The organism is Stenotrophomonas sp. YJH_SMC_106-19 (assembly GCF_059368375.1).
In genome coordinates this window covers 1,410,957-1,431,736 of the sequence record NZ_JCAFRQ010000001.1, presented here as the reverse complement: position 1 = coordinate 1,431,736, position 20,780 = coordinate 1,410,957, and the positions used below count along the sequence as shown (strand labels likewise).

Here is a 20,780-nt window from a genome sequence, read left to right as displayed (position 1 = left end):
CCCAGCCTCGCGGCCGGGCCAAGCGTAGAATCGCGCGACGACCGCTGGGGGAGTGCTCGATGATCGCCATTGCCATCGCCTGGTTTCTGCTTGGCCTGCTGCTGCTGGGGCTCGGCGGAGACTCCATCGTCAAGGCCGTTTCCGGCCTGGCCCAGCGCTTCGGTGCCCGCCCGTTCACGGCGGGTCTGCTGCTGCTCGGCGTGGCGACGTCGATGCCGGAGCTGGTGGTCAACGCCCGCGCGCTGGCCGTGGGCCAGCCGGAACTGGCGCTGGGCAACGCGGTGGGCAGCAGCATCGCCAACCTGGGCCTGACCCTGGCGATCGCGGCGATCGCGGCCCCGTTGCTGCTGCGCGCGCGCCTGCAGGCCGTGCTCTGGTGGTCGCTGCTGGGGGCCGGCGTTCTGTTGATCCTGTTCGGGCTGGATGGCCGCCTCGCGCGCTGGGAAGGTGTCGTGCTGCTGGCCGGCTTCGTCGTCATGCAGGCCGTGCTGATGCGCCGTGGCCGCAGTGAGACCGCCGATGTGCAGGCGGCCATCGCACGATCGGCGCTGAGCCGCACCAGCCTGCCGTTGAATATGCTGCGTGTGCTGGTGGCTGTGGTGGCCCTTTACTGGGGGGCGCGGCTGGTCGTTGGCGCGGCGGCCGACTTCGGCGTCGCACTTGGATGGACGCCGCTGCTGGTCGGCCTGCTGCCGCTTGCGATCGGCACGGCCTTGCCGGAGGTGGCCACCGCCATCGCCGCCGCGCGGCGTGGCCATGGCGACATGGTGCTGGGCCACGTGCTCGGCTCCAGCGCGGTCAATCTGCTGCTGGTGATCGGCGCGATGGCGGCGCTGCAGCCGCTGGCCCTGCCGGCATCGTTCGTGCGCCTGGAACTGCCCGCGCTGCTGGCTTTTGCCCTGGTGCTGTATCCGATGCTGCGTGGCGACCTGAAGATCAGCCGTGGCGAAGGCGTGATCCTGCTGGTGGCGTTCGTCGGCTGGTTCGTATTGGAACTGCTGCTGGTGGGTGCACCGGCACTGTAGCGCCGAGCCCATGCACGGCTCGGCAGCAGATCCCCGCCCTGAGTGGATGCGGGGAGTCGTGTGATCAGCGTGTCGGGCTCTGCTCTTCTTTCCGCGCCGGCTCCGGCGGCGGCAGCTGCTCTTCGGCAGCCCGTTCGTTGCCTGGCAGGGTAGGACGGGTTTCCATCAGCAGCGACAACGCGGCCTTGGCCATCATGTGCGCGCTGATCGGCGCGGTGATGAACAGGAAGACGGTGATCAGTAGCTCGCGCGGCTGCGGATCCTGGCCGAGGAAGATGTGGTAGCAGACCGAACACACCAGCACGCAGCCCACGCCCAGCGTGCTGGCCTTGGTCGGCGCATGCAGCCGCTTGAAGAAGGTCGACAGCTTCACCAGGCCCAGCGCACCGACCAGGATGAAGAAGCAGCCGAACAGCAGCAGGACCGACAGGCCGATCTGGATCGCGGTGATCATTCGACGATGTCCCGGCGCAGCACGAACTTGCTCAGCACCACGGTGCTGCCGAAGCCGAGCATGGCGATCACCAGTGCGGCCTCGAAGTAGATCGGCGAGTTGAGGTACATGCCGAACAGCATCAGTTCGGCGATGGCAGTCACTGAAAGTGTGTCCAGGGCGAGGATGCGGTCGGGCACGCTCGGGCCGCGCAGCAGGCGCCAGGTCGCCAGCAGCATGGCCAGTCCGACCACGTGCATGCATACCACCAGGGTGGTCTGGATGACTTCAAAACCGGTCATGGGAAGATCTCCATCAACGGGGCTTCGTAACGTTGCTTGATCGTGTCGATCAGCACCTGTGGATCCTCCAGGTGCAGCACGTGCACCAGCAGGAACCTGCGGTCGTCGCTGAGTGCCGCCGACACCGTACCCGGGGTCAGGGTGATCATGCTGGTCAGCGCGGCGATGCCGTGGATGTTGGCGATGTCCAGCGGCAGCCAGATGAAGCCGGGATGGATGTTCTTCTCCGGGCCGAGCACCTGCAGGGCCACCCGGATGTTGGACATCAGGATGTCCCACAGGGTGACGCACAGCAGCTTCGGTACCGGGCGCAACGTACCGATGCGGGCGAACTCGCGATCCAGGCGCGCGGCGAACAGCGGCACGACCACGCCCAGCACAAGGCCCAGCAGGATCTGGCCAAGGTTGAAGCTGTCGGACATCAGCAGCCAGAACGCCACCACCATCATGCTCAGTGCGGGGGACGGTACCAGGCGGCGGAACAGGGGGCGTTGCGCGGTCATGGCTGGCGGATCTCCGGTGTGGTCGCGCGCAACTGCTGCACGTACTCGCCCGGCTGCAGCAGCTGGGCGGCGGTGGCGTCGGTATGGCGCATCAGCGGGGCGGCGGCCAGGGTCATGCCGATGCCGTAGGCCAGCAGGATGCAGGCAGCGAACAGCTCGACCCTGCGCAGCTTGGCCTTGCGGGGCGGCGGCGCGTCCGGCTCGGGCAGCGGCACGCGCCAGAACAGGCGGATGCCCCCTCGGGTCAGGCCCATGATGACCAGCAGGCTGCTGACCAGCACGGCCGTCCATACCGCGCCGGTGTACTGCGCCGGCATCCCGGCCAGCAGGGCGGCCTTGGCCAGGAAGCCCGACAGCGGCGGAAGTCCGGCGACCGACACGGCGCCGATCAGGAACAGTACCGCCGGCGTTTCCTTGCCCGGCATCGGTGCGATCACTTCCTTGCGGTCGCTGGCACCGCCGCGTCGGCGTCGGATCAGGTCGGCCACCAGGAACAGCGCGGCCGCGACGAAACTGCTGTGTGGCAGATAGTACAGACCGGCGGAGAGCACCTTCGGCGTGCCCACCGAGAAGGCAATGAACAGGGTCGCGGCCGAGACGATCACCAGGTAGGAGATCAGCACGCGCAGGCGCGCGGCGGCCAGCGCGCCCAGGCCGCCCAGTACCAGCGTGGCCACGCCGGCCCACAGCAGCCAGTCGCGTCCGTATCCGGCCATCGCGCCGGCGTCCTCGCCGAACCACAGCATCTGCACGCGCAGCACGGCGTACAGGCCGACCTTGGTCATGATCGCAAACAGCGCAGCGACCGCAGCAGGTGCGCGCGCGTACGATTCGGGCAGCCAAAGGTACAGCGGCATCAGGGCGGCCTTGGCGCAGAACACCAGCAGCAGCAGGCCCATCGTGGCCTTCACCAGGGTCAGCTGTGCCGGCGGAACCTCGGCGATGCGCTGCGACAGCTCCGCCATGTTCAACGAGCCGAGCGAGGCGTACAGCAGGCCGAGTGCGATCAGGAACAGCGTCGATGCGGTGACATTGAACACCACGTAGTGCAGGCCGATGCGCATGCGCAGGCCACGGCCGCCGCTCAGCAGCAGGCCGTAGGAAGCGATCAGCATCACCTCGAAGAACACGAACAGGTTGAAGATGTCGCCGGTGAGGAACGCACCGTTGAGGCCGACCAGCTGGAACTGGAACAGCGCATGGAAGTGCGGCGCGCGCCGGTCCCAGCCCGAGCAGGCATGCAGCAGGCAGGGGATGGTCAGCAGCAGGGTGGTCAGCAGCATCCACGCCGACAGCCGGTCGGCCACCAGCGCGATGCCCAGGCGCGAGGGCCAGTCACCCAGCAGGTAGACGCGGATGTCACCGCCTGCCGTATCGGCGAACAGCAGCCCGACCACCACGGCCAGGGCCGCCAGTGCCGTCCAGGCCACAGTCCGCTGTACCTTCGGACCATAGCGGCGATGCTCGACGAACAGTGACAGTGCGGCGCCGAGCAGGGGAACCAGGATCGGCAGGATCACCAGATGGTTCATGCGCGGTCCTCGCCCTGGCGCGGCGGCGCATCGTCATCGGGCTCGTGCGCGTCCACGTGGTCGCTGTGGTTGTCGCTGCGGCTGCGCATGGCCAGCACGATGCTCACTGCAGTCATCGCGAAGGCGATCACGATGGCCGTCAGTACCAGCGCCTGCGGCAACGGGTCGGTGTAGTTGCCCAGGTGGCTCTCCACGCCTTCCTGCAGCACCGGGGCCTTGCCCTGCACCAGGCGCCCACCGGCAAAGATCAGCAGGTTGGTGGCGTAGGACAGGAAGGTCATGCCAAGGATCACGTCGAAGCTGCGCGCCCGCAGCAGCAGGTACACGCCGATGGCGGTCAGCACGCCGATCGCGGTGGCCAGGGCCAGTTCCATCAGTGCATCTCCCCGGTGCGGGCCGAACGGCGTTGCAGATCGATCTCGCCCTTGCGGGCGGTGCGGGTTCGAGAGGGCTTGACCGTGCCCATCATCGACAGCATCAGCATGGCGCCACCGAACACCACCAGGTACACGCCGATGTCGAAGCCGATCGCGCTGGCCAGCGGCACGTCGCCGATCAGCGGCAGGTGCAGGTCGAGGTGCCCGCTGGTCAGGAACGGCACGCCGAACAGCATCGAAGCACTGCCACTGAGCAGGGCGATCAGCAGGCCGGTGCCGATGCACCGGATGTAGTCGAAGCCGAAGCGCGACTCCACCGATGCCGTACCCTGGATCACGTACTGGATCAGCAGCGGCACCGCCAGTACCAGGCCGGCGATGAACCCGCCGCCCGGGGCGTTGTGACCGCGCAGGAACAGGAAGATGGAGACCGTCAGCGTCAGCGGGAACATGATCTGCGCCAGGTCGGCCGGTACCGGCAGCTTGATCGGCGGCCCGGGCATGATCTGCTCCGGGGCCATCCGCGTGCGGCGCAGCAGCGCGTGCACCACCAGCGCGGCGATGCCGAACACCGTGATCTCGCCGAAGGTATCAAAGCCGCGGAAGTCGACCAGGATCACGTTGACCACGTTCTGGCCATACGCTTCGGGCAGGGCACGCGCCACCAGCTCACCGGCCATGGTGTTCGGCGGCAGGGTCATCGCGGTATAGGCCAGCGCGCCGAGACCGGAACCGGCGATGACCGCGATCAGCGCGTCGCGGCGCTTGCGCCAGCGCGGCCGCTCCGGTCCGGACTGCGCGGGCAGATAGTTCATCCCCAGCAGCATCAGGACCAGGGTCACCATCTCCACCAGCAGCTGGGTCAGTGCCAGATCCGGTGCCGACAGGAACACGAAGGTCAGCGCCACCATCAGGCCGACGCCGCCCACCAGCAGCACCGCCAGCAGGCGCTGCTTGTACACACGCAGCGTGGCGATCGCGCAGCCCATCATCACCAGCCACAACGCCCAGCCCAGCAGTGGAATCGGCTGCGGCGCGGTCCAGTTCGGGGATGCGGGATTCGCCATGAACGGCGCGGCGGCCACCACGATCGCGACCAGCACCAGGCCCAGCAGCATCCGCTGCAGGCTGCCGTTGGCAATGCCGTTGGTCAGGCGCATGGCCAGTGCGGAAACCGCATCCAGCTGCGCATGGAACACGTTGCGGCCGGTGGTGGTATTGGTCACGGCATGCAGGTTGATCAGCTTGCGCAGGCCGAAGTACAGGGCGATACCGCCCACCACGCCGATCGCGCTCATCGCCAGCGGCAGGTTGAAGCCATGCCATACCGACAGGCTGTACTCGGGCATGGCGCTGCCGAGGATGGAGGCGGCAGCAGCATGCAGGACCGGCGCCACCGTCAGCGCGGGCGCGATGCCGACTGCCACGCAGACCACCACCAGCAGTTCCACCGGTACCTTCATCCAGCGCGGCGGTTCATGGGGAACGCGGTCCAGCCCGTGCGGGCCGGGGCCGAAGAAGGTGTCGTGCACGAAGCGCAGGCTGTAGGCCACGCCGAACACGCCGGCCAGCAACGCCGCGATCGACACCGCCATGCGCATGGTCTCGGTGCCGCCGGCGCTGATCGCCTCGGCGAACAGCATTTCCTTGGACAGGAAGCCGTTGAGCAGCGGAATGCCGGCCATGGCCAGCGAGGCGATGATCGCCAGTGCGCTGGTGAAGGGCATCAGTTTCCGCAGTCCGCCCAGCTTGCGCATGTCGCGGGTGCCGGTCTCATGGTCGATGATGCCGGCGGCCATGAACAGCGAGGCCTTGAAGGTGGCGTGGTTGAGGATGTGGAACACGCCGGCGACCACCGCCATCGGCGTGGACAGGCCGAACAGCAGGGTGATCAGGCCCAGGTGGGAGATCGTCGAATACGCCAGCAGCCCTTTCAGGTCGTGCTGGAAGATCGCGTTCCAGGCGCCGATCAGCAGGGTCAGCGCGCCGATGCCGCTCACCGTATAGAAGAACAGGTCGCTGCCGGCCAGTGCCGGATGCAGGCGCGCCAGCAGGAACACGCCTGCTTTGACCATGGTGGCCGAGTGCAGGTAGGCCGAGACCGGTGTCGGCGCCGCCATCGCATGCGGCAACCAGAAATGGAACGGGAACTGCGCGCTCTTGGTGAAGATGCCGGCCAGCACCAGGAACAGGGCATAGGGATACAGCGCGCTGGCGCGGATCTGTTCACCGGCCGCCAGCACCACATCCAGGTCGAAGCTGCCGACGATGCGCCCGATCAGCAGCACGCCACCGAGCAGGGCCAGCCCGCCGCCGCCGGTGATCACCAGCGCCATGCGTGCGCCCTCGCGCGCGTCCTGGCGATGCGACCAGAAGCCGATCAGCAGGAACGAGCTGATGCTGGTCATTTCCCAGAAGATCATCAGCAACAGCAGGTTGCCCGACAGCACCATGCCGAGCATGGCGCCCATGAACAGCAGCAGGTAGCAGTAGAAGCGGTGGGCGTTGTCCTGCGCACTGAGGTAGTACCGCGCGTACAGCACCACCAGCGCGCCGATGCCCAGCACCAGGCCGGCAAACATCCAGGCCAGGCCGTCCAGCCGCAGATGGAAGTCCAGGCCGATCTGCGGCAGCCAGGGCAGCAGGGTGCGGACGATCTGGCCGTCGAGCACCGCCGGGGTGAGCCAGCCGAGAATGGCCAAGCCGCCCAACGGCGCCAGCGCCGCCAGCCAGGCAGCAGTCGAGCGCGAACTACGGGGGAAGGCCGCAACAGCCGCTGCCATCAGGAACGGCAGGGCCAGAAGCAGAGGCAGGCTGGGGAGCATGCAGGGAATCCATGATTCACGAGCAGGTCAGTGAGGATAACAGGCTGCGAAATGTCGCCGAAAGCCATCGAACGGCGATCAATTGCCTGTAACGTTCGCTGATTCATTTTTTTTGCAGTGCAGCATCTACTCCGCGGTGCCGGCCAGGGGCCGCACCCTACGCCCGCGCACGGCGACCGCAGGCCCTGTCGCACAGGGGCTGCCGCTGCGACAGGCGCTCAGGCAAAGGGCTGAGCGTGCAGGCTGGCAGGCCGGCAGTGGACCGCAGGTGAGGAAACCCGCCCGTTCAGGAAGCGAGGGTGACGCTCGCCCGGAGGCGTGTCAGTAACGCCAGTCGAGCCTGCGATAGAGCTTGGCCATCACCCAGGCCGGGCCGATCAGCAGGTAAGTCAGGTCGGTCAGGAAGCTGGGCTTGCGGCCCTCGAACTTGTGCCCGATGAACTGCGCGATCCAGGCCACGACGAACACCGTCACCGCCAGCCAGAACAGGTTGTGCAGGCCGATCTCGGCCTCCAGCAGGCGGCACAGGCAGCCGAACACGAAGAACTGGATGAGCATGCCGATGCCCAGCGGACGCGACAGCTTGTTGTAGAAGCACCAGGCACTGAACATCGCGAACGCCGACCAGATGCCGTACTGGAACCAGGTGATCAGGGGGGGCAGGCACCACAGCAGGGCCACGGCCGACCACAGGATGGCCGGTACCGCGACCACGTGGATGCGCTGGTTGATCGTATTGCGGTGATCGTCGGAGTAGCTGGCGAAGTAGCGGTCGATCGGCCGCGCGAGCTCGGTGGTGGTCTGCATGCTTCTTCGCTTCCTCCGGTGAGGCCGACAGCATACTCCCGGGCGCCTTCGCACAGCGCCACCCTGGGCGCTGCCGGGCACGACGCCCCCGGTCGCTGCGACCGGGGGGCGCAGGGGATCAGTCGACGCTGATCCCGGCCAGGCGCTGCAGCGCCTCGGCGTACTTGGCGCGGGTGCGCTCGATGATCTCCGCCGGGATGTTCGGGCCCGGGGCGGTCTTGCCCCAGTCCAGCGTCTCCAGGTAATCGCGCACGAACTGCTTGTCGTAGCTGGGCGGGCTGGTGCCCACTTCGTACTCGTCGGCCGGCCAGTAACGCGATGAATCCGGCGTCAGCATCTCGTCCATGATGTACAGGCGGCCGTCGGCATCGGTGCCGAACTCGAACTTGGTGTCGGCCAGGATGATGCCGCGCTCGCGGGCGTAATCGGCGGCGAACTTGTAGATGCGCAGGGTGGCATCGCGCACGCGCTCGGCCAGTTCGGCGCCGACCTGCCGCACCATCGCATCGAAATCGATGTTCTCGTCATGGTCGCCCACCGCGGCCTTGGTCGAGGGGGTAAAGATCGGTTCGGGCAGCTGCTCGGCCTGGCGCAGCCCATCGGGCAGGTCGATGCCGCTGACCTTGCCGGTGCGCTGGTAGTCCTTCCAGCCGCTGCCGATCAGGTAGCCGCGGGCGATCGCTTCCACCGGCACCGGCTTCAGCTTGCGGGTGACCACGGCGCGCCGGGCGTACAGCGCCGGGTCCACGCCTTCAGGCAGCACGCTGGCCACGTCGATGCCGGTCAGGTGATTGGGCATCAGGTGCGCGGTCTTGGCGAACCAGAAATTGGAGACCTGGCAGAGCATTTCGCCCTTGCCGGGGATCGGGTCGGGCAGCACCACGTCGAACGCCGACAGGCGATCGGTGGCGACCATCAGCAGGTAGTCGCCCGGCGGGGTCCCTGCAGGCAGCCGCTCGCGCGGGATATCGAACACATCACGCACCTTGCCGCGGTGGCGCAAGGGCAGGCCGGGGAGATCGGATTGCAACAGCGTGGTTGGCACGGGCACTCCTGGGGCGTTGTCGATACGGCTGCCCAACGGACCCGGCGGGCCCGCTGACCAGCGGGCGGCCTAGTGTAAAGCCGTCCGGGCCCGCTGTGACGTAAAATGAGCGTCCATTTCGTCGGTCGACCCCGGAGCGCCATGCGCTGGTACGGAAAACTGCTCGGATTCATCGCCGGCGCCCTGCTGTTCCGGCCCAATCCGCTGTTCGGCGCGGTGGTCGGCCTGCTGATCGGCCATGCCTTTGATTCGGATTGGTTCCGCCTGAACAAGGAGAACCCGTACCGGGAGCTGGGGCTGACCTCCGAGGCCACCGATGCCGAGGTCGAGCGCGCCTACCGCAAGCTGATCTCGCAGTACCACCCGGACAAGCTTGGCGGCGCCGCCCCCGAGCTGCAGCAGCAGGCCGAGCAGAAGTCGCGGCGCATCAACGCCGCCTACGACCGCATCAAGACCCTGCGCAAGCGCTGACCCCTTTCCCCTCGTTGCAAGGCCCGGCCATGTCCCACTGCCTCATCGCCCCCTCCATCCTGTCCGCCGATTTCGCCCGCCTCGGCGAGGAAGTCGACAACGTCCTGGCCGCCGGTGCGGACTGGGTCCACTTCGACGTGATGGACAACCATTACGTACCCAACCTGACCATCGGCCCGATGGTCTGCCAGGCACTGCGCAAGCACGGCGTGACCGCGCCGATCGACGTGCACCTGATGGTCGAGCCGGTGGACCGCATCATCCCGGACTTCGCCGAAGCCGGTGCCACCTACATCAGCTTCCATCCGGAGGCCAGCCGCCACGTGCACCGCACGATCCAGCTGATCCGTTCGCTGGGCTGCAAGCCGGGCATCGTGCTGAACCCGGCCACGCCGGTGGACATCCTCGACTGGGTGCTGGATGACCTGGACCTGGTGCTGCTGATGTCGGTCAACCCGGGATTCGGCGGCCAGGCCTTCATTCCTTCGGCGCTGGACAAGCTGCGCGTGGTCCGCCGGAAGATCGATGCCAGCGGCAAGGACATCCGCCTGGAAATCGACGGTGGCGTGAAGGCCGACAACATCGGCGAGATCGCGGCTGCGGGCGCCGACACCTTCGTCGCCGGCTCGGCCATCTTCAATGCCAAGACCCCTTACCAGGATGTGATCGCGCAGATGCGCGCCAACGTCGCTGCGGCGCGGGGCTGAGGCATGAGCACGGTGGCCGTGTTGAACATCCGCCCGGCCACTGCCGCCGACGCGGGCCTGATCCTGCGCTTCATCCGTGAGCTGGCCATCTATGAGCGGGCCGAGCATTCGGTGCAGACCGACGAGATCGGCATCGCCGAAAGCCTGTTCGGTCCCGACGCAACTGCCCGCGCGCTGATCTGTGAAGCCGATGGCGAGGCCATCGGCTATGCGGTGTATTTCTACAACTACTCCACCTGGCTGGGCCGCAAGGGCATCTACCTGGAAGACCTGTATGTCAGCCCGCAGCAGCGGGGCGCGGGCGCTGGCAAGGCGCTGCTGAAATACATCGCGCGGCAGGCGGTCGCCGAAGGCTGCGGTCGCTTCGAATGGTCGGTGCTGGACTGGAACACGCCGGCCATCGAGTTCTACACCGCAGCGGGCGCGAAACCGCAGGATGAGTGGACCGTATACCGGCTGCAGGGCCAGGCGCTGCACGATTTCGCCAACGGCTGACGATCGCGCCCGGGTGCGACTTCAAAAAAAAGGCCACGCCCATCGTTGGCGTGGCCTTGCTGCATGCGTGGGAGGCTGATCCTGCCTCCATCCGTCGTCCCTGCTATGGCCTTCCATTCTCCGGGAGCTGAATGACACGCATGTGACATTCACTGCCGGCAAACGGTGCGTTGCTAGCCTGTGCCACCCCACACCGGAATCCCCGCATGACCGCACCGCGCTGGCGCCTGATCCTCAACGGCAAGTCCGCAGGCAATGACGAGCTGCGCGACGCGGTGCGCCATTGGCGGGAGCGGGGCGTGCAGCTGGAGGTACGGGTGACCTGGGAGGAAGGTGACGCCGAGCGTTACGTGGCCGAGGCCATCGACCACGGGGTAGACGTGATCGTGGCGGCAGGCGGCGACGGCACGCTCAGTGCGGTGGCCGAAACGCTGGCCCACCGCGATGAATCCGCCGATGCCCTGCCTTCGCTGGCATTGGTCCCGATGGGCACGGCCAATGACTTCGCCACCTCGGCGAACCTTCCGACCGAGCCGGAGGCCGCGCTCGCACTGATCGGGCAGACCACGGCACATGCCATCGATCTGCTGCGCGTGGATGCCGATGGTACGTCCTGGTGGTGCGCCAACCTGGCCAGTGGCGGTTTCGGCACGCAGGTCACCGTGGAAACCGATGCCGGCCTGAAGAAGATGCTCGGTGGCCTGGCCTACGTGATCACCGGCATCGCCAAGCTGGGGCGGATCGAGCCGATTACCGCGCGTCTGCACGGTCCGGAGTTCGCCTGGGAAGGCGGCTTCATCGCGCTGGGGATCGGCAACGGCCGGCAGGCCGGTGGTGGCCAGCAGCTGTGCCCACAGGCACTGATCGATGACGGCCTGCTGGATGTCACCGTCGTACCCGAACTGGAGGGGGAGGTGGCGTCGACGCTGGGGCAGATGCTGACCGGTGGCAAGGAAGCGGCGCTGGAACGGGTGGCCACCCGCGTCCGGCTGCCCTGGCTGCAGCTCGAGTCGGCGCAGCCGCTGACCCTGAACCTGGACGGTGAGCCGGTGCAGGCGCGGCGGTTCCGCATCGACTGCGTGGCTGGCCGGGTGCGCATGCATCTGCCGGCCGATTGCCCGCTGCTGGCCACGTAAGGTGGCTGCCACGCCTGGCGCTGCGGGGTTCCACTCCCGTCCAAGCTGCGATACAGTCAAGGGGTGTCCAGCCTGACGACCCCGCATACCCTTTCTTCCGCACGCCGTTGGTGGCGATGGTGGCCCGTTGCCGTCGTCCGCCCCCATAACGCTGTGTCCCGGAAGGAAAGTCGTCTTGAACTCGCACGCTCAGTTTCAGCTGCAGGCCGCTGAAGGCCACACCCATATTCCCGTTGTCCGCGAAGTGCTGTCCGACCTGGACACGCCGCTTTCGGTCTATCTGAAGCTCGCCGACGGCCCCAATACCTACCTGTTTGAATCCGTCGAAGGCGGCGAACGCTTTGGTCGTTACTCGATCATTGGCCTGCCGGCGCGCCGCGTGTATGCCTTCCATGGCCATACGCTGACCGTGCGCGAAGACGGCCAGGTGGTGGAAACCCGCGAGGTGGCCGACCCGTTTGCCGAAGTCGAGGCGCTGCGCAGCGCCCACTCGGTGCCGAAGCTGGAGGGCCTGCCGGGCTTCACCGGTGGCCTGGTCGGCTGGTTCGGTTTCGAGTGCATCGGCTATATCGAGCCGCGCCTGGCACCGCCGGCCGGCCGCGATGAACTGGGCACGCCGGACATCCTGCTGCTGCACTCCAACGAGCTGGCGGTATTCGACAATCTCAAGGGCCGCCTGTACCTGATCGTGCACGCGGACCCGCGCGTCCACGGCGCGTTCGAGCAGGCGCAGGCGCGCCTGGATGCGCTCACCGCAAAGCTGCGTGCACCGGGTGCCGGCTATCCCGCACCGCTCAACAGCGATGTGCTGGATGAATCCGATTTCGTCTCCGGTTTCACCCGCGATGGCTTCGTCGATGCGGTCCAGCGCAGCAAGGAATACATCCGCGCCGGCGACATCTTCCAGGTGGTGCTCAGCCAGCGCCTGAGCGTGCCGTTCAAGGCACGCCCGGTGGACGTGTACCGCGCGCTGCGCGCATTGAACCCGTCGCCGTACATGTATTTCCTGGATGTCGGCGACCTGCAGGTGGTTGGCTCCTCGCCGGAAATCCTGGTGCGCCTGCAGGACGGCGAAGTCACTGTACGCCCGATCGCCGGCACGCGTCCGCGCGGCGCCACCGTCGAGCAGGACCTGGCACTGGAAGCCGAGCTGCTGGCCGATCCGAAAGAACGTGCCGAGCACCTGATGCTGATCGATCTCGGCCGCAACGATGCCGGTCGCGTATCAAAGGCCGGCACGGTGGAAGTGGGCGAGCAGTTCGTGATTGAACGCTACAGCCACGTCATGCACATCGTCAGCGAGGTGACCGGGCAGCTGCAGCCGGGCTTGAGCTATGCCGACGTGCTGCGCGCCACCTTCCCGGCCGGCACCGTCAGCGGCGCACCGAAGATCCGCGCGCTGGAAGTGATCCGCGAACTGGAGCCGATCAAGCGCAATGTGTACGCCGGCAGCATCGGCTACATCGGTTGGCACGGCGATGCCGATACCGCGATCGCGATCCGCACCGCGGTGATCAAGGACGGCCGCCTGTACGTGCAGGCCGGCGCCGGCATCGTCTACGACTCGGACCCGGACAAGGAATGGGACGAGACGATGAACAAGGGCCGCGCGCTGTTCCGCGCCGTCGCCCAGGCCGCCAAGGGCCTGTAAGGCACCCTGCGCCGTGGCCTGCGCTGCGGCACCTTCCGCTGTACCTGGCCCTCTCCCTGTGCGGCACCCACGTGTACGCCCACTCCCGATAAGCGACGGAACCCGACCATGTTGTGGATGATCGACAACTACGACAGCTTCACCTACAACCTCGTGCAGTACCTGCAGACGCTGGGTGCCGAGGTGAAGGTGGTGCGCAACGATGCAATGAGCGTGGATGAGATCGCCGCGCAGAAGCCCGAGCGCATCGTCATCTCGCCCGGCCCGTGCACGCCCAACGAAGCGGGTGTGTCGCTGCAGCTGATCGAACGCCTGGGCCCGACCACGCCGATTCTCGGTGTCTGCCTGGGCCACCAGGGCATCGGCCAGGTCTATGGCGGCACGGTGATCCGCGCGGGCAACATCATGCACGGCAAGACTTCGCCGATCCGCCATGAAGGCAAGGGCGTCTTCGCCGGCCTGCCGGATCGCTACCAGGCCACCCGTTACCACTCGCTGGTGGTGGACAAGAACAGCCTGCCCGATGTGCTGGAAGTGACCGCTTGGACGGAGAACGACGACGGCTCGATCGAAGAGATCATGGGCCTGCGCCATCGCCACTTCCCGGTGGAAGGCGTGCAGTTCCACCCCGAATCCATCCTCACCGAACACGGCCACGCCCTGCTGAAGAACTTCCTAGAGAGAGCGAGATGAAGAAGATCATCAGAGTGCTTCTGCTGGCTGGCCTGGGCCTGCTGGCGAACGTTGCTTGGGCCGCGACCACGCCCTCCAGCACGCAGTGCTCCTCACAGGCGGTAGCGCAGGCCAAGCGGTTGCTGGCCTTCCATACCGATGGAGATGAGCGCGCAGAGGTGGAGGGGCCGGCGCTACCTCTGCCGTCCATCGTCAATCCCGCCGATTCCAAACAACGCTTCGACGTGCTGGAGGTGTGGGGCTATGTCTACAGGGGAAGTTATCGCATGCGTCTGGAGTACTACCGCTCCGGTGGAGGATGTGTCCTGATGGGACAGGAAATTCTCGAAATCGCTCGTCTGTGATTCAGCAAGGAGACCTCCGTATGACCTTCTCCCCCCAGGAAGCCCTGCACCGCACCATCGAGCACCGCGAGATCTTCTTCGACGAGATGGTCGACCTGATGCGGCAGATCATGCGTGGCGATGTTTCGCCGATGATGACGGCAGCCATCCTCACCGGCCTGCGCGTGAAGAAGGAGACCGTGGACGAAATCGCCGCGGCGGCCACCGTGATGCGTGAATTCGCCCGGCCGGTGCCGGTGGCCGATACCTCCAACCTGGTCGATATCGTCGGCACGGGGGGCGATGGTTCGCATACCTTCAACATCTCCACCTGCGCGATGTTCGTCGCGGCGGCTGCCGGCGCGCGCGTGGCCAAGCATGGCAACCGCAGCGTGTCGTCCAAGTCCGGCAGCGCCGACGCGCTAGAGGCGCTGGGCGCGGTGATCGAGCTGCAGCCGGAGCAGGTGGCCGCGGCCATCGAGCGGACCGGGATCGGTTTCATGTTCGCGCCGATCCACCACCCGTCGATGAAGGTGGTGGCGCCGGTGCGCCGCGAGATGGGCGTGCGCACCATCTTCAACATCCTCGGCCCGCTCACCAATCCGGCCAGCGCACCGTCGGTGCTGATGGGCGTGTTCCACCCCGATCTGGTGGGCATCCAGGCGCGCGTGCTGCGCGAGCTGGGCACCGAGCGCGCCATGGTGGTCTGGGGCCGCGACAACATGGACGAGATCTCGCTGGGCGCCGGCACCCTGGTCGGCGAATTGCGCGACGGCAAGGTGCGCGAGTACGAGATCCACCCGGAGGACTTCGGCATCGCCATGTCGGCCAGCCGCAACCTGCGCGTGGATGGCCCGGAGCAGTCCATTGCCCTGCTGCGCGCGGTGCTGGACAACGAGCCCGGCCCGGCGCTGGACATCGTCGCGCTCAATGCCGGCGCCGCGCTGTACGTGGCCGGCGTGGCCAGTGACATCGGTGACGGCCTGGCCCGTGCCCGCGCCGCCATCGCCAATGGCAGCGCCCGCCAGCGCCTGCAGCAGTATGTTGAGACCACCCGCGCGCTGGTTGCCTGAGCGCGTGGTTCAGCCTGACCCCGTCGATGGCCGATAATGGCCGTCCTCACCGCCCCCGCACCGAACCGAAGACGATGAGCGACATCCTGCAGACGATCCTGGCCCGCAAGGCCGAAGAAGTAGCCCAGCGCCGCGCCCAGCGCCCGCTCGAGGAGCTGCAGGCCGCCCTGGCCGGCGCCCCGCCGGTGCGTGGTTTCGTGCGTGCGCTGCAGGCCGCCGTGGCCAACGGCGACCCCGCGGTGATCGCCGAAGTGAAGAAGGCCAGCCCCTCCAAAGGCGTGATCCGCCCGGATTTCCGCCCGGCCGACATCGCGGTCAGCTACGAGTTCGGTGGTGCCAGCTGCCTGTCGGTGCTGACCGACGTGGATTTCTTCCAGGGCGCCGACGCCTACCTGCAGCAGGCCCGCGAGGCCTGCACGCTGCCGGTGCTGCGCAAGGACTTCGTGATCGATGCCTACCAGGTGTACGAGGCGCGCGTGCTGGGCGCTGACTGCATCCTGCTGATCGTGGCGGCGCTGGACGATACCCAGCTGGCCACGCTGTCGGAACTGGCACTGTCGCTGGGCATGGACGTGCTGGTGGAAGTGCACGACATCGACGAGCTGGAGCGTGCGCTGCAGGTGCCGGCGCCGATGATCGGCATCAACAACCGCAACCTGCGCACCTTCGAGGTCTCGCTGCAGACCACCCTGGACATGCGCCTGGCCGTGCCGCGCGACCGCCTGCTGGTGACCGAGAGCGGCATCCTCGGGCCCCAGGACGTGGCGCTGATGCGTGATGCCGGCATCCACGCGTTCCTGGTCGGCGAGGCCTTCATGCGCGTGGAAGAGCCGGGCGAGGGCCTGCGTCAGCTATTCTTCGCGGCATGAAAACGCATTACCCGACGCCACGCGCGGATGCGCCGCTGGTGGTCTTCGACTTCGATCACACCCTGTACGACGGTGATTCGGGCACGCACCTGTTCGCCTCGCTGATCAAGCGCAACCCGTTGCGCATGCTCGCGGCGCTGCTGGTCACCCCGATCGCCGGGCCGATGGTGGCGATGCTGCCGACCCGCCGTGCCGGCATTTCGATCTACGTGTGGATCGGCAGCTTCGGCCTGCATCGTGCGCGCGAGTTCAACCGGGTGATCGACGCCTACGTGATCAGGAACGAGGCGCAGATGCGCGCCAAGCTGCTGCCGCAGGCGCTGGAGGTGTTCGCCGCGCACCGTGCAAAGGGGGATCGCGTGGTGGTGGCCACGGGCGCCCCGCCCGAACTGGCCCGCGCGATCCTGGCCTTCGTTGCGCACCAGGACGTGCCGGTCATCGGCACGGAGGTCGGGCCGCGCCTGGGAGGGGTGGGGCCGACCCGTCACTGCCACAACGAAGAGAAGATGCGCATGCTGCGTGAACGTGGCTACGGCGACATCGACATTGCCTACTCCGACAGCACTGCGGATCTGCCGCTGCTGCTGGCGGCGAAGGCGCCGGTGGTGGTCAACCCGAAGCCGGGCAAGGTGGCGTTCTTCCGCAGCGTACTGCCGGCGGGCACCCGCATCCTCAACTGGGGCTGCGTCGACCGCGGCGGCGACAAGGCCTGATCCACCGGACCCGCCGGGCCATGCCCGGCGAGCGCGGAGCGCGGTCAGCGCGCCAGGTACCCGGTCACCGCGTGGCCGATCTGGAACAGGCTGATGCCCAGTACCAGCACGCCAACCGCGACCAGTACCCAGCGTTCCTTGACCCGCTTGACCAGGATCGCGGCCACCGGCGCGGCCATCATGCCGCCGATCAGCAGCCCGGCGACGATCTGCAGGTGCTGCACCCCCATCGACAGCAGGAAGGTGGCCGAGACGGTCAGGGTGACCACGAATTCGGCTGCGTTGACCGTGCCGATGGTGGTACGGGCCTGGCCACCACGCGCCAGCAGGGTGGACGTGGCGATCGGGCCCCAGCCACCGCCGCCGCTGGCGTCCAGAAGGCCGGCGAAGAAGCCCAGAACCGGCACGCGGCGGATCTCGCCGCTGGGCATCCAGCGCCCGGCAGCACGGGCCAGAATGACGATGGCAAGCACCAGCAGGTACAGGTAGATCAACGGGCGGATGAAATCGCCGGGCAGTTGGGCGAGTACATAGGCACCGATCGCACCCCCGATCGCGCCGGGCAGCGCCAAGCGCACGAACAGGCGTTTATCGACATTGCCAGCCGCAAGATGCGACACACCGGAGGCGCCGGTGGTGAACACTTCGGCGGTGTGGATGCTGGCGCTGACCTGCGCCGGCGGCAATCCCATGCTCAGCATCACCGATGAGGAGACCAGGCCGAAGGCCATGCCCAGCGCTCCATCGACCAGCTGCGCACCGAGGCCGATGAGGATGAACCACCAGAATTCGCTGCTCAGTTCCATGCACCGAGCCTAGCGCGCGAAGGAGTGCGGACCAAGGTCCGCACCCACCGGGTGCTCAACGTTCAACGGGTGCCGTAAAGCACCACGGTCTTGCCGCGGGCATGCAGCAGCCCGTCGGTCTGCAGCTTCTTCAGCACGCGGCCGGCCATCTCACGCGAGCAGCCGACCAGGCGCGCCAGCTCCTGCCGCGAAACGCGCAGCTGGCTGCCCTGCGGGTGGCTCATCGCCTCCGGCTCCTGGGCCAGATCGTGCAGGGTGCGAACGATGCGGTCGGTGACGTCCAGGAACGCCAGGCGGCTGGCCTTGCGGCTGGTGTCGAGCAGACGCTTGGAGATCTGCTGGCCCAGCGCGTACAGCAGGCGCGGGGCGTCGGCCGACAGCGGGCCAAGGAACAGCTGATGCAGGCGCTCGTAGCTGATCTCGGCCAGCTCGCAGGCGGTGCGGGTCCGCAGGATCACTTCTCGGCGGTCCGATTCCACGAACAGGCCCATCTCGCCGACGAACTCGCCGGCACCGAAGTAGCCCAGCACCAGCTCACGATCGTCATCTTCCTCGGCCATGATCGAAACCGAGCCGCTGATGACGTAATACAGGGTTCCCGCCGGGTCTCCTGGTCGGAAGACGTCGGTCCGGGTGGGATATCGCCGCCTGTGGCTGTGCGCCAGGAAACGATCGATTGTTGCGATATCCAGGGCCAGTGGACTGCTAGCTAGGCGCACGGTTGACACGATAGGGGCGCTCCCTCTGCGCATGAACGGATTCACGGGGTCGATAGCGGAGCTTAACCAGCGCAATTGTTAAGGGCAAACAGTGTGCCAGAACTCTTGCGTCTTCACGTTCCCCCCGGGGGCGGTTTGCCCCATAATTCACCCTTTCTCTTCTTACACAGGAATCGACCGCCGTGGTCAAGCCGTTGCCTCGCCTGAGGTTGCAGGGTTTCAACAACCTCACCAAGGCGCTGAGCTTCAACATCTATGACGTGTGTTACGCGCGCACCGAAGAGGAGCGTCAGCGTTACATTGAATACATCGATGAAGAGTACAACGCCGACAGGCTGACTCAAATCTTGACCGATGTCGCCGAGATCATCGGCGCCAACATCCTGAACGTGGCCCGCCAGGACTACGATCCGCAGGGTGCCTCGGTGACCATCCTGATCTCCGAAGAGCCGGTGATCGACAAGAAGCTGGCGGGCAAGGAGCTGATCTCCGACGCCGTGGTCGCGCACATGGACAAGAGCCACATCACCGTCCATACCTACCCGGAAACCCATCCGCAGGAAGGCATCGCGACGTTCCGCGCGGACATCGACGTGGCCACCTGTGGCGTCATTTCGCCGCTGAAGGCCCTGAACTACCTGATCGAGAGCCTGGAATCGGACATCGTGATCATGGACTACCGCGTCCGTGGCTTCACCCGCGATGTGAAGGGCAAGAAGCACTTCATCGATCACAAGATCAATTCGATCCAGAACTTCCTGGCCAAGAACATCAAGTCGCGTTACGAGATGTTCGACGTCAACGTCTACCAGGAGAACATCTTCCACACGAAGATGCACCTGAAGGACTTCGACCTGGATCAGTACCTGTTCGAGGAAAAGGCCAGGAACCTGTCGTTCAAGGAACGCATGAAGATCGAGGCGCTGCTCAAGCGCGAGATCGAAGAGCTGTTCCACGGTCGCAACCTGTCCGAGTAACACCCCTGTGCGATGCCGGCAGGCATCGTCACCCAGGCGGGACGACCCGCCCCGTGGAACCTGCGTGCTGCGCAATTCATAGTTCCACGGCGATGTACCGACCTACGGCCCGGTGTGAAGACACCGGGCCGTTTTCGTTTTTCAACCACTAGGTAAGGACCCCACCCATGCCCTGGATCTACCTGCTGCTGGCCGGCCTGTTCGAGATCGGCTTCGCGCTTGGAATGAAGTACTCCGAAGGCTTCAGCAAGCCACTGCCCACGGCCGCCACGGTCGTTTCCGCGCTGATCAGCCTGTACCTGATGAGCCAGGCCATGAAGAGCATTCCGGTCGGCACGGCCTATGCCATCTGGACCGGCATCGGGGCCATGGGCGTGGCAGTGCTGGGCATCTACCTGTTCAACGACAGTGCTTCACCGGCCCGCCTGGCCTGCGTGGGCCTGATCGTCGCCGGTGTGATCGGCCTGAAGCTGGTGTCGCCGAACTGAGCCGGCGCCGAGGCGTCCGATGCCGCGTAGCCGGCAGCGCCGGGCCATGCGCGGCGGCCGTTCAGAGGCGGTACGCGATGGTCTTCATCACCTTCGAGGCCAGCGCCATCGCCCCCGGAATCGGGAAGGGCAGGCGGCGGGCGCCGGCCTGCTCGGCATGGTCCGCATGCCGGGCCTCGTCCTGCTTCATCACTTCGATGACCGCGCGGCTGCGCAGGTCGGCGGCCGGGAGATCGACCAGATGCTCATCCAGGTGGGCCTCGACCTGGCGTTCGGTCTCGACCACAAAACCCAGGTTCCAGCCATCACCGCGCAGCCCGGCCAGGGTGCCGATGGTGTAACTGCCTGCGTACCAGAGCGGGTTGAACAGGCTCGGCCGGCTGTCCAGTTCGGCCAGGCGGGTGGCACACCACGCCAGGTGGTCGGTTTCCTCCTGCGCTGCCTCCAGCAGATGCTCGCGGGTGGCCGGGTCGCGGGCCACGGCGGCCTGGCCGAAATACAGGCCCTGCGCGCAGACCTCGCCGACGTGGTTGATCCGCATCAGCCCGGCCGCATGGCGGCGCTGGCGGGCGTCCATGCCCGGCTCGTCGGTGTCCACCGCCGGATAGGGGCGGCTGGCCGGCGGGTTGCCGAACACCGTGTCCAGGGCGCGCTGGGCTTCGGTCAGCAGGTGGTCCAGCGGGGTGGTCTGGCGGAGCACGGTCATGGCGATACGGTGGGGCGGGAGACCCGCCGATTCTCGCCCGCGCCCGCGCCCCTGCCAACCCGGGACAGGGGGCGGCTTGCGCCGGGGCCTGGACCTGCGTACAA

At 66.8% G+C, this 20,780-nt stretch carries 24 protein-coding genes; 13 read left to right on the top strand and 11 right to left on the bottom strand.

Features of this window, described 5'->3' with window-relative positions:
- Nucleotides 1-59 precede the first annotated feature (59 nt).
- Nucleotides 60-1,025: a sodium:calcium antiporter gene (locus tag AC5P5M_RS06400; RefSeq protein ID WP_164151953.1), complete on the top strand. Its 966-nt coding sequence runs from the start codon at nucleotides 60-62 to the stop codon at nucleotides 1,023-1,025.
- Between the two features lie 64 nt (nucleotides 1,026-1,089).
- Here the strand turns inward: AC5P5M_RS06400 and AC5P5M_RS06395 are convergent, their stop codons facing one another.
- The 8 genes from AC5P5M_RS06395 to AC5P5M_RS06360 form a co-directional block, all read right to left on the bottom strand.
- The gene (locus AC5P5M_RS06395) at nucleotides 1,090-1,479 is read right to left on the bottom strand and encodes a Na+/H+ antiporter subunit G (RefSeq protein WP_053515546.1); all 390 of its coding nucleotides are present in this window, start codon (nucleotides 1,477-1,479) and stop codon (nucleotides 1,090-1,092) included.
- On the bottom strand, nucleotides 1,476-1,760 hold the full coding sequence (locus AC5P5M_RS06390; protein WP_053515548.1) for a K+/H+ antiporter subunit F: 285 nt from the start codon (nucleotides 1,758-1,760) through the stop codon (nucleotides 1,476-1,478). The genes AC5P5M_RS06395 and AC5P5M_RS06390 overlap by 4 nt, the downstream gene beginning before the upstream one ends.
- Complete coding sequence (locus AC5P5M_RS06385) at nucleotides 1,757-2,263, bottom strand: Na+/H+ antiporter subunit E (RefSeq protein ID WP_495205672.1); 507 nt, start codon at nucleotides 2,261-2,263, stop codon at nucleotides 1,757-1,759. Before AC5P5M_RS06385 ends, AC5P5M_RS06390 begins: the two co-directional genes overlap by 4 nt.
- A complete protein-coding gene (locus AC5P5M_RS06380; RefSeq protein ID WP_495205671.1) occupies nucleotides 2,260-3,795 on the bottom strand; it encodes a monovalent cation/H+ antiporter subunit D in 1,536 nt (511 codons plus the stop codon). Before AC5P5M_RS06380 ends, AC5P5M_RS06385 begins: the two co-directional genes overlap by 4 nt.
- Nucleotides 3,792-4,169 carry a Na+/H+ antiporter subunit C gene (locus AC5P5M_RS06375; protein WP_053515553.1) on the bottom strand — a complete coding sequence of 126 codons (378 nt, stop codon included), beginning with the start codon at nucleotides 4,167-4,169 and terminating at the stop codon, nucleotides 3,792-3,794. Before AC5P5M_RS06375 ends, AC5P5M_RS06380 begins: the two co-directional genes overlap by 4 nt.
- Nucleotides 4,169-6,997, bottom strand: coding sequence for a monovalent cation/H+ antiporter subunit A (locus AC5P5M_RS06370; protein WP_495205670.1), 2,829 nt, complete (start codon nucleotides 6,995-6,997; stop codon nucleotides 4,169-4,171). Before AC5P5M_RS06370 ends, AC5P5M_RS06375 begins: the two co-directional genes overlap by 1 nt.
- 321 nt (nucleotides 6,998-7,318) lie before the next feature.
- On the bottom strand, nucleotides 7,319-7,804 hold the full coding sequence (locus tag AC5P5M_RS06365; protein WP_053515557.1) for an Mpo1 family 2-hydroxy fatty acid dioxygenase: 486 nt from the start codon (nucleotides 7,802-7,804) through the stop codon (nucleotides 7,319-7,321).
- Between the two features lie 118 nt (nucleotides 7,805-7,922).
- Nucleotides 7,923-8,849 (bottom strand): phosphoribosylaminoimidazolesuccinocarboxamide synthase, encoded by a 927-nt coding sequence (locus AC5P5M_RS06360; protein WP_053515559.1) that lies wholly within the window; start codon nucleotides 8,847-8,849, stop codon nucleotides 7,923-7,925.
- Between the two features lie 141 nt (nucleotides 8,850-8,990).
- On the opposite strand from AC5P5M_RS06360, the gene AC5P5M_RS06355 reads away from it, so the two are divergent.
- The 10 genes from AC5P5M_RS06355 (at nucleotide 8,991) to AC5P5M_RS06310 (ending at nucleotide 16,980) form a co-directional block, all read left to right on the top strand.
- Complete coding sequence (locus AC5P5M_RS06355) at nucleotides 8,991-9,320, top strand: J domain-containing protein (protein ID WP_005411327.1); 330 nt, start codon at nucleotides 8,991-8,993, stop codon at nucleotides 9,318-9,320.
- Nucleotides 9,321-9,349: 29 nt separating this feature from the next.
- Complete coding sequence (gene rpe, locus AC5P5M_RS06350; protein ID WP_053515561.1) at nucleotides 9,350-10,027, top strand: ribulose-phosphate 3-epimerase; 678 nt, start codon at nucleotides 9,350-9,352, stop codon at nucleotides 10,025-10,027.
- A 12-nt stretch (nucleotides 10,028-10,039) separates the two neighbouring features.
- Nucleotides 10,040-10,522: a GNAT family N-acetyltransferase gene (locus tag AC5P5M_RS06345; RefSeq protein WP_065174518.1), complete on the top strand. Its 483-nt coding sequence runs from the start codon at nucleotides 10,040-10,042 to the stop codon at nucleotides 10,520-10,522.
- 206 nt (nucleotides 10,523-10,728) lie between these two features.
- Nucleotides 10,729-11,658 carry a lipid kinase YegS gene (gene yegS / locus AC5P5M_RS06340; RefSeq protein ID WP_495205669.1) on the top strand — a complete coding sequence of 310 codons (930 nt, stop codon included), beginning with the start codon at nucleotides 10,729-10,731 and terminating at the stop codon, nucleotides 11,656-11,658.
- 175 nt (nucleotides 11,659-11,833) lie between these two features.
- Entirely contained in the window at nucleotides 11,834-13,309 is a 1,476-nt protein-coding gene (gene trpE / locus AC5P5M_RS06335; protein WP_065174375.1) for an anthranilate synthase component I, read from the top strand.
- A gap of 108 nt (nucleotides 13,310-13,417) precedes the next feature.
- On the top strand, nucleotides 13,418-14,002 hold the full coding sequence (locus AC5P5M_RS06330; RefSeq protein ID WP_495205668.1) for an anthranilate synthase component II: 585 nt from the start codon (nucleotides 13,418-13,420) through the stop codon (nucleotides 14,000-14,002).
- Complete coding sequence (locus tag AC5P5M_RS06325; protein ID WP_495205667.1) at nucleotides 13,999-14,346, top strand: hypothetical protein; 348 nt, start codon at nucleotides 13,999-14,001, stop codon at nucleotides 14,344-14,346. Before AC5P5M_RS06330 ends, AC5P5M_RS06325 begins: the two co-directional genes overlap by 4 nt.
- 20 nt (nucleotides 14,347-14,366) lie before the next feature.
- Nucleotides 14,367-15,398, top strand: coding sequence for an anthranilate phosphoribosyltransferase (trpD, locus tag AC5P5M_RS06320; protein WP_495205666.1), 1,032 nt, complete (start codon nucleotides 14,367-14,369; stop codon nucleotides 15,396-15,398).
- Between the two features lie 74 nt (nucleotides 15,399-15,472).
- A complete protein-coding gene (gene trpC, locus AC5P5M_RS06315; RefSeq protein ID WP_065174378.1) occupies nucleotides 15,473-16,267 on the top strand; it encodes an indole-3-glycerol phosphate synthase TrpC in 795 nt (264 codons plus the stop codon).
- On the top strand, nucleotides 16,264-16,980 hold the full coding sequence (locus tag AC5P5M_RS06310; RefSeq protein ID WP_053515578.1) for a haloacid dehalogenase-like hydrolase: 717 nt from the start codon (nucleotides 16,264-16,266) through the stop codon (nucleotides 16,978-16,980). The genes trpC and AC5P5M_RS06310 overlap by 4 nt, the downstream gene beginning before the upstream one ends.
- 44 nt (nucleotides 16,981-17,024) lie before the next feature.
- Here the strand turns inward: AC5P5M_RS06310 and AC5P5M_RS06305 are convergent, their stop codons facing one another.
- Both AC5P5M_RS06305 and crp read right to left on the bottom strand, forming a co-directional pair.
- Nucleotides 17,025-17,786, bottom strand: coding sequence for a sulfite exporter TauE/SafE family protein (locus tag AC5P5M_RS06305; protein WP_065174379.1), 762 nt, complete (start codon nucleotides 17,784-17,786; stop codon nucleotides 17,025-17,027).
- A 62-nt stretch (nucleotides 17,787-17,848) separates the two neighbouring features.
- Nucleotides 17,849-18,538, bottom strand: coding sequence for a cAMP-activated global transcriptional regulator CRP (gene crp / locus AC5P5M_RS06300; protein WP_010482649.1), 690 nt, complete (start codon nucleotides 18,536-18,538; stop codon nucleotides 17,849-17,851).
- Nucleotides 18,539-18,687: 149 nt separating this feature from the next.
- Between crp and speD the strand changes: the two genes are divergently transcribed.
- Complete coding sequence (speD, locus tag AC5P5M_RS06295) at nucleotides 18,688-19,482, top strand: adenosylmethionine decarboxylase (protein ID WP_019661504.1); 795 nt, start codon at nucleotides 18,688-18,690, stop codon at nucleotides 19,480-19,482.
- Nucleotides 19,483-19,649: 167 nt separating this feature from the next.
- A complete protein-coding gene (locus AC5P5M_RS06290; RefSeq protein WP_005411314.1) occupies nucleotides 19,650-19,970 on the top strand; it encodes a DMT family transporter in 321 nt (106 codons plus the stop codon).
- 61 nt (nucleotides 19,971-20,031) lie between these two features.
- Here the strand turns inward: AC5P5M_RS06290 and coq7 are convergent, their stop codons facing one another.
- The gene (gene coq7 / locus AC5P5M_RS06285) at nucleotides 20,032-20,676 is read right to left on the bottom strand and encodes a 2-polyprenyl-3-methyl-6-methoxy-1,4-benzoquinone monooxygenase (RefSeq protein WP_053515583.1); all 645 of its coding nucleotides are present in this window, start codon (nucleotides 20,674-20,676) and stop codon (nucleotides 20,032-20,034) included.
- Nucleotides 20,677-20,780: the final 104 nt, after the last annotated feature.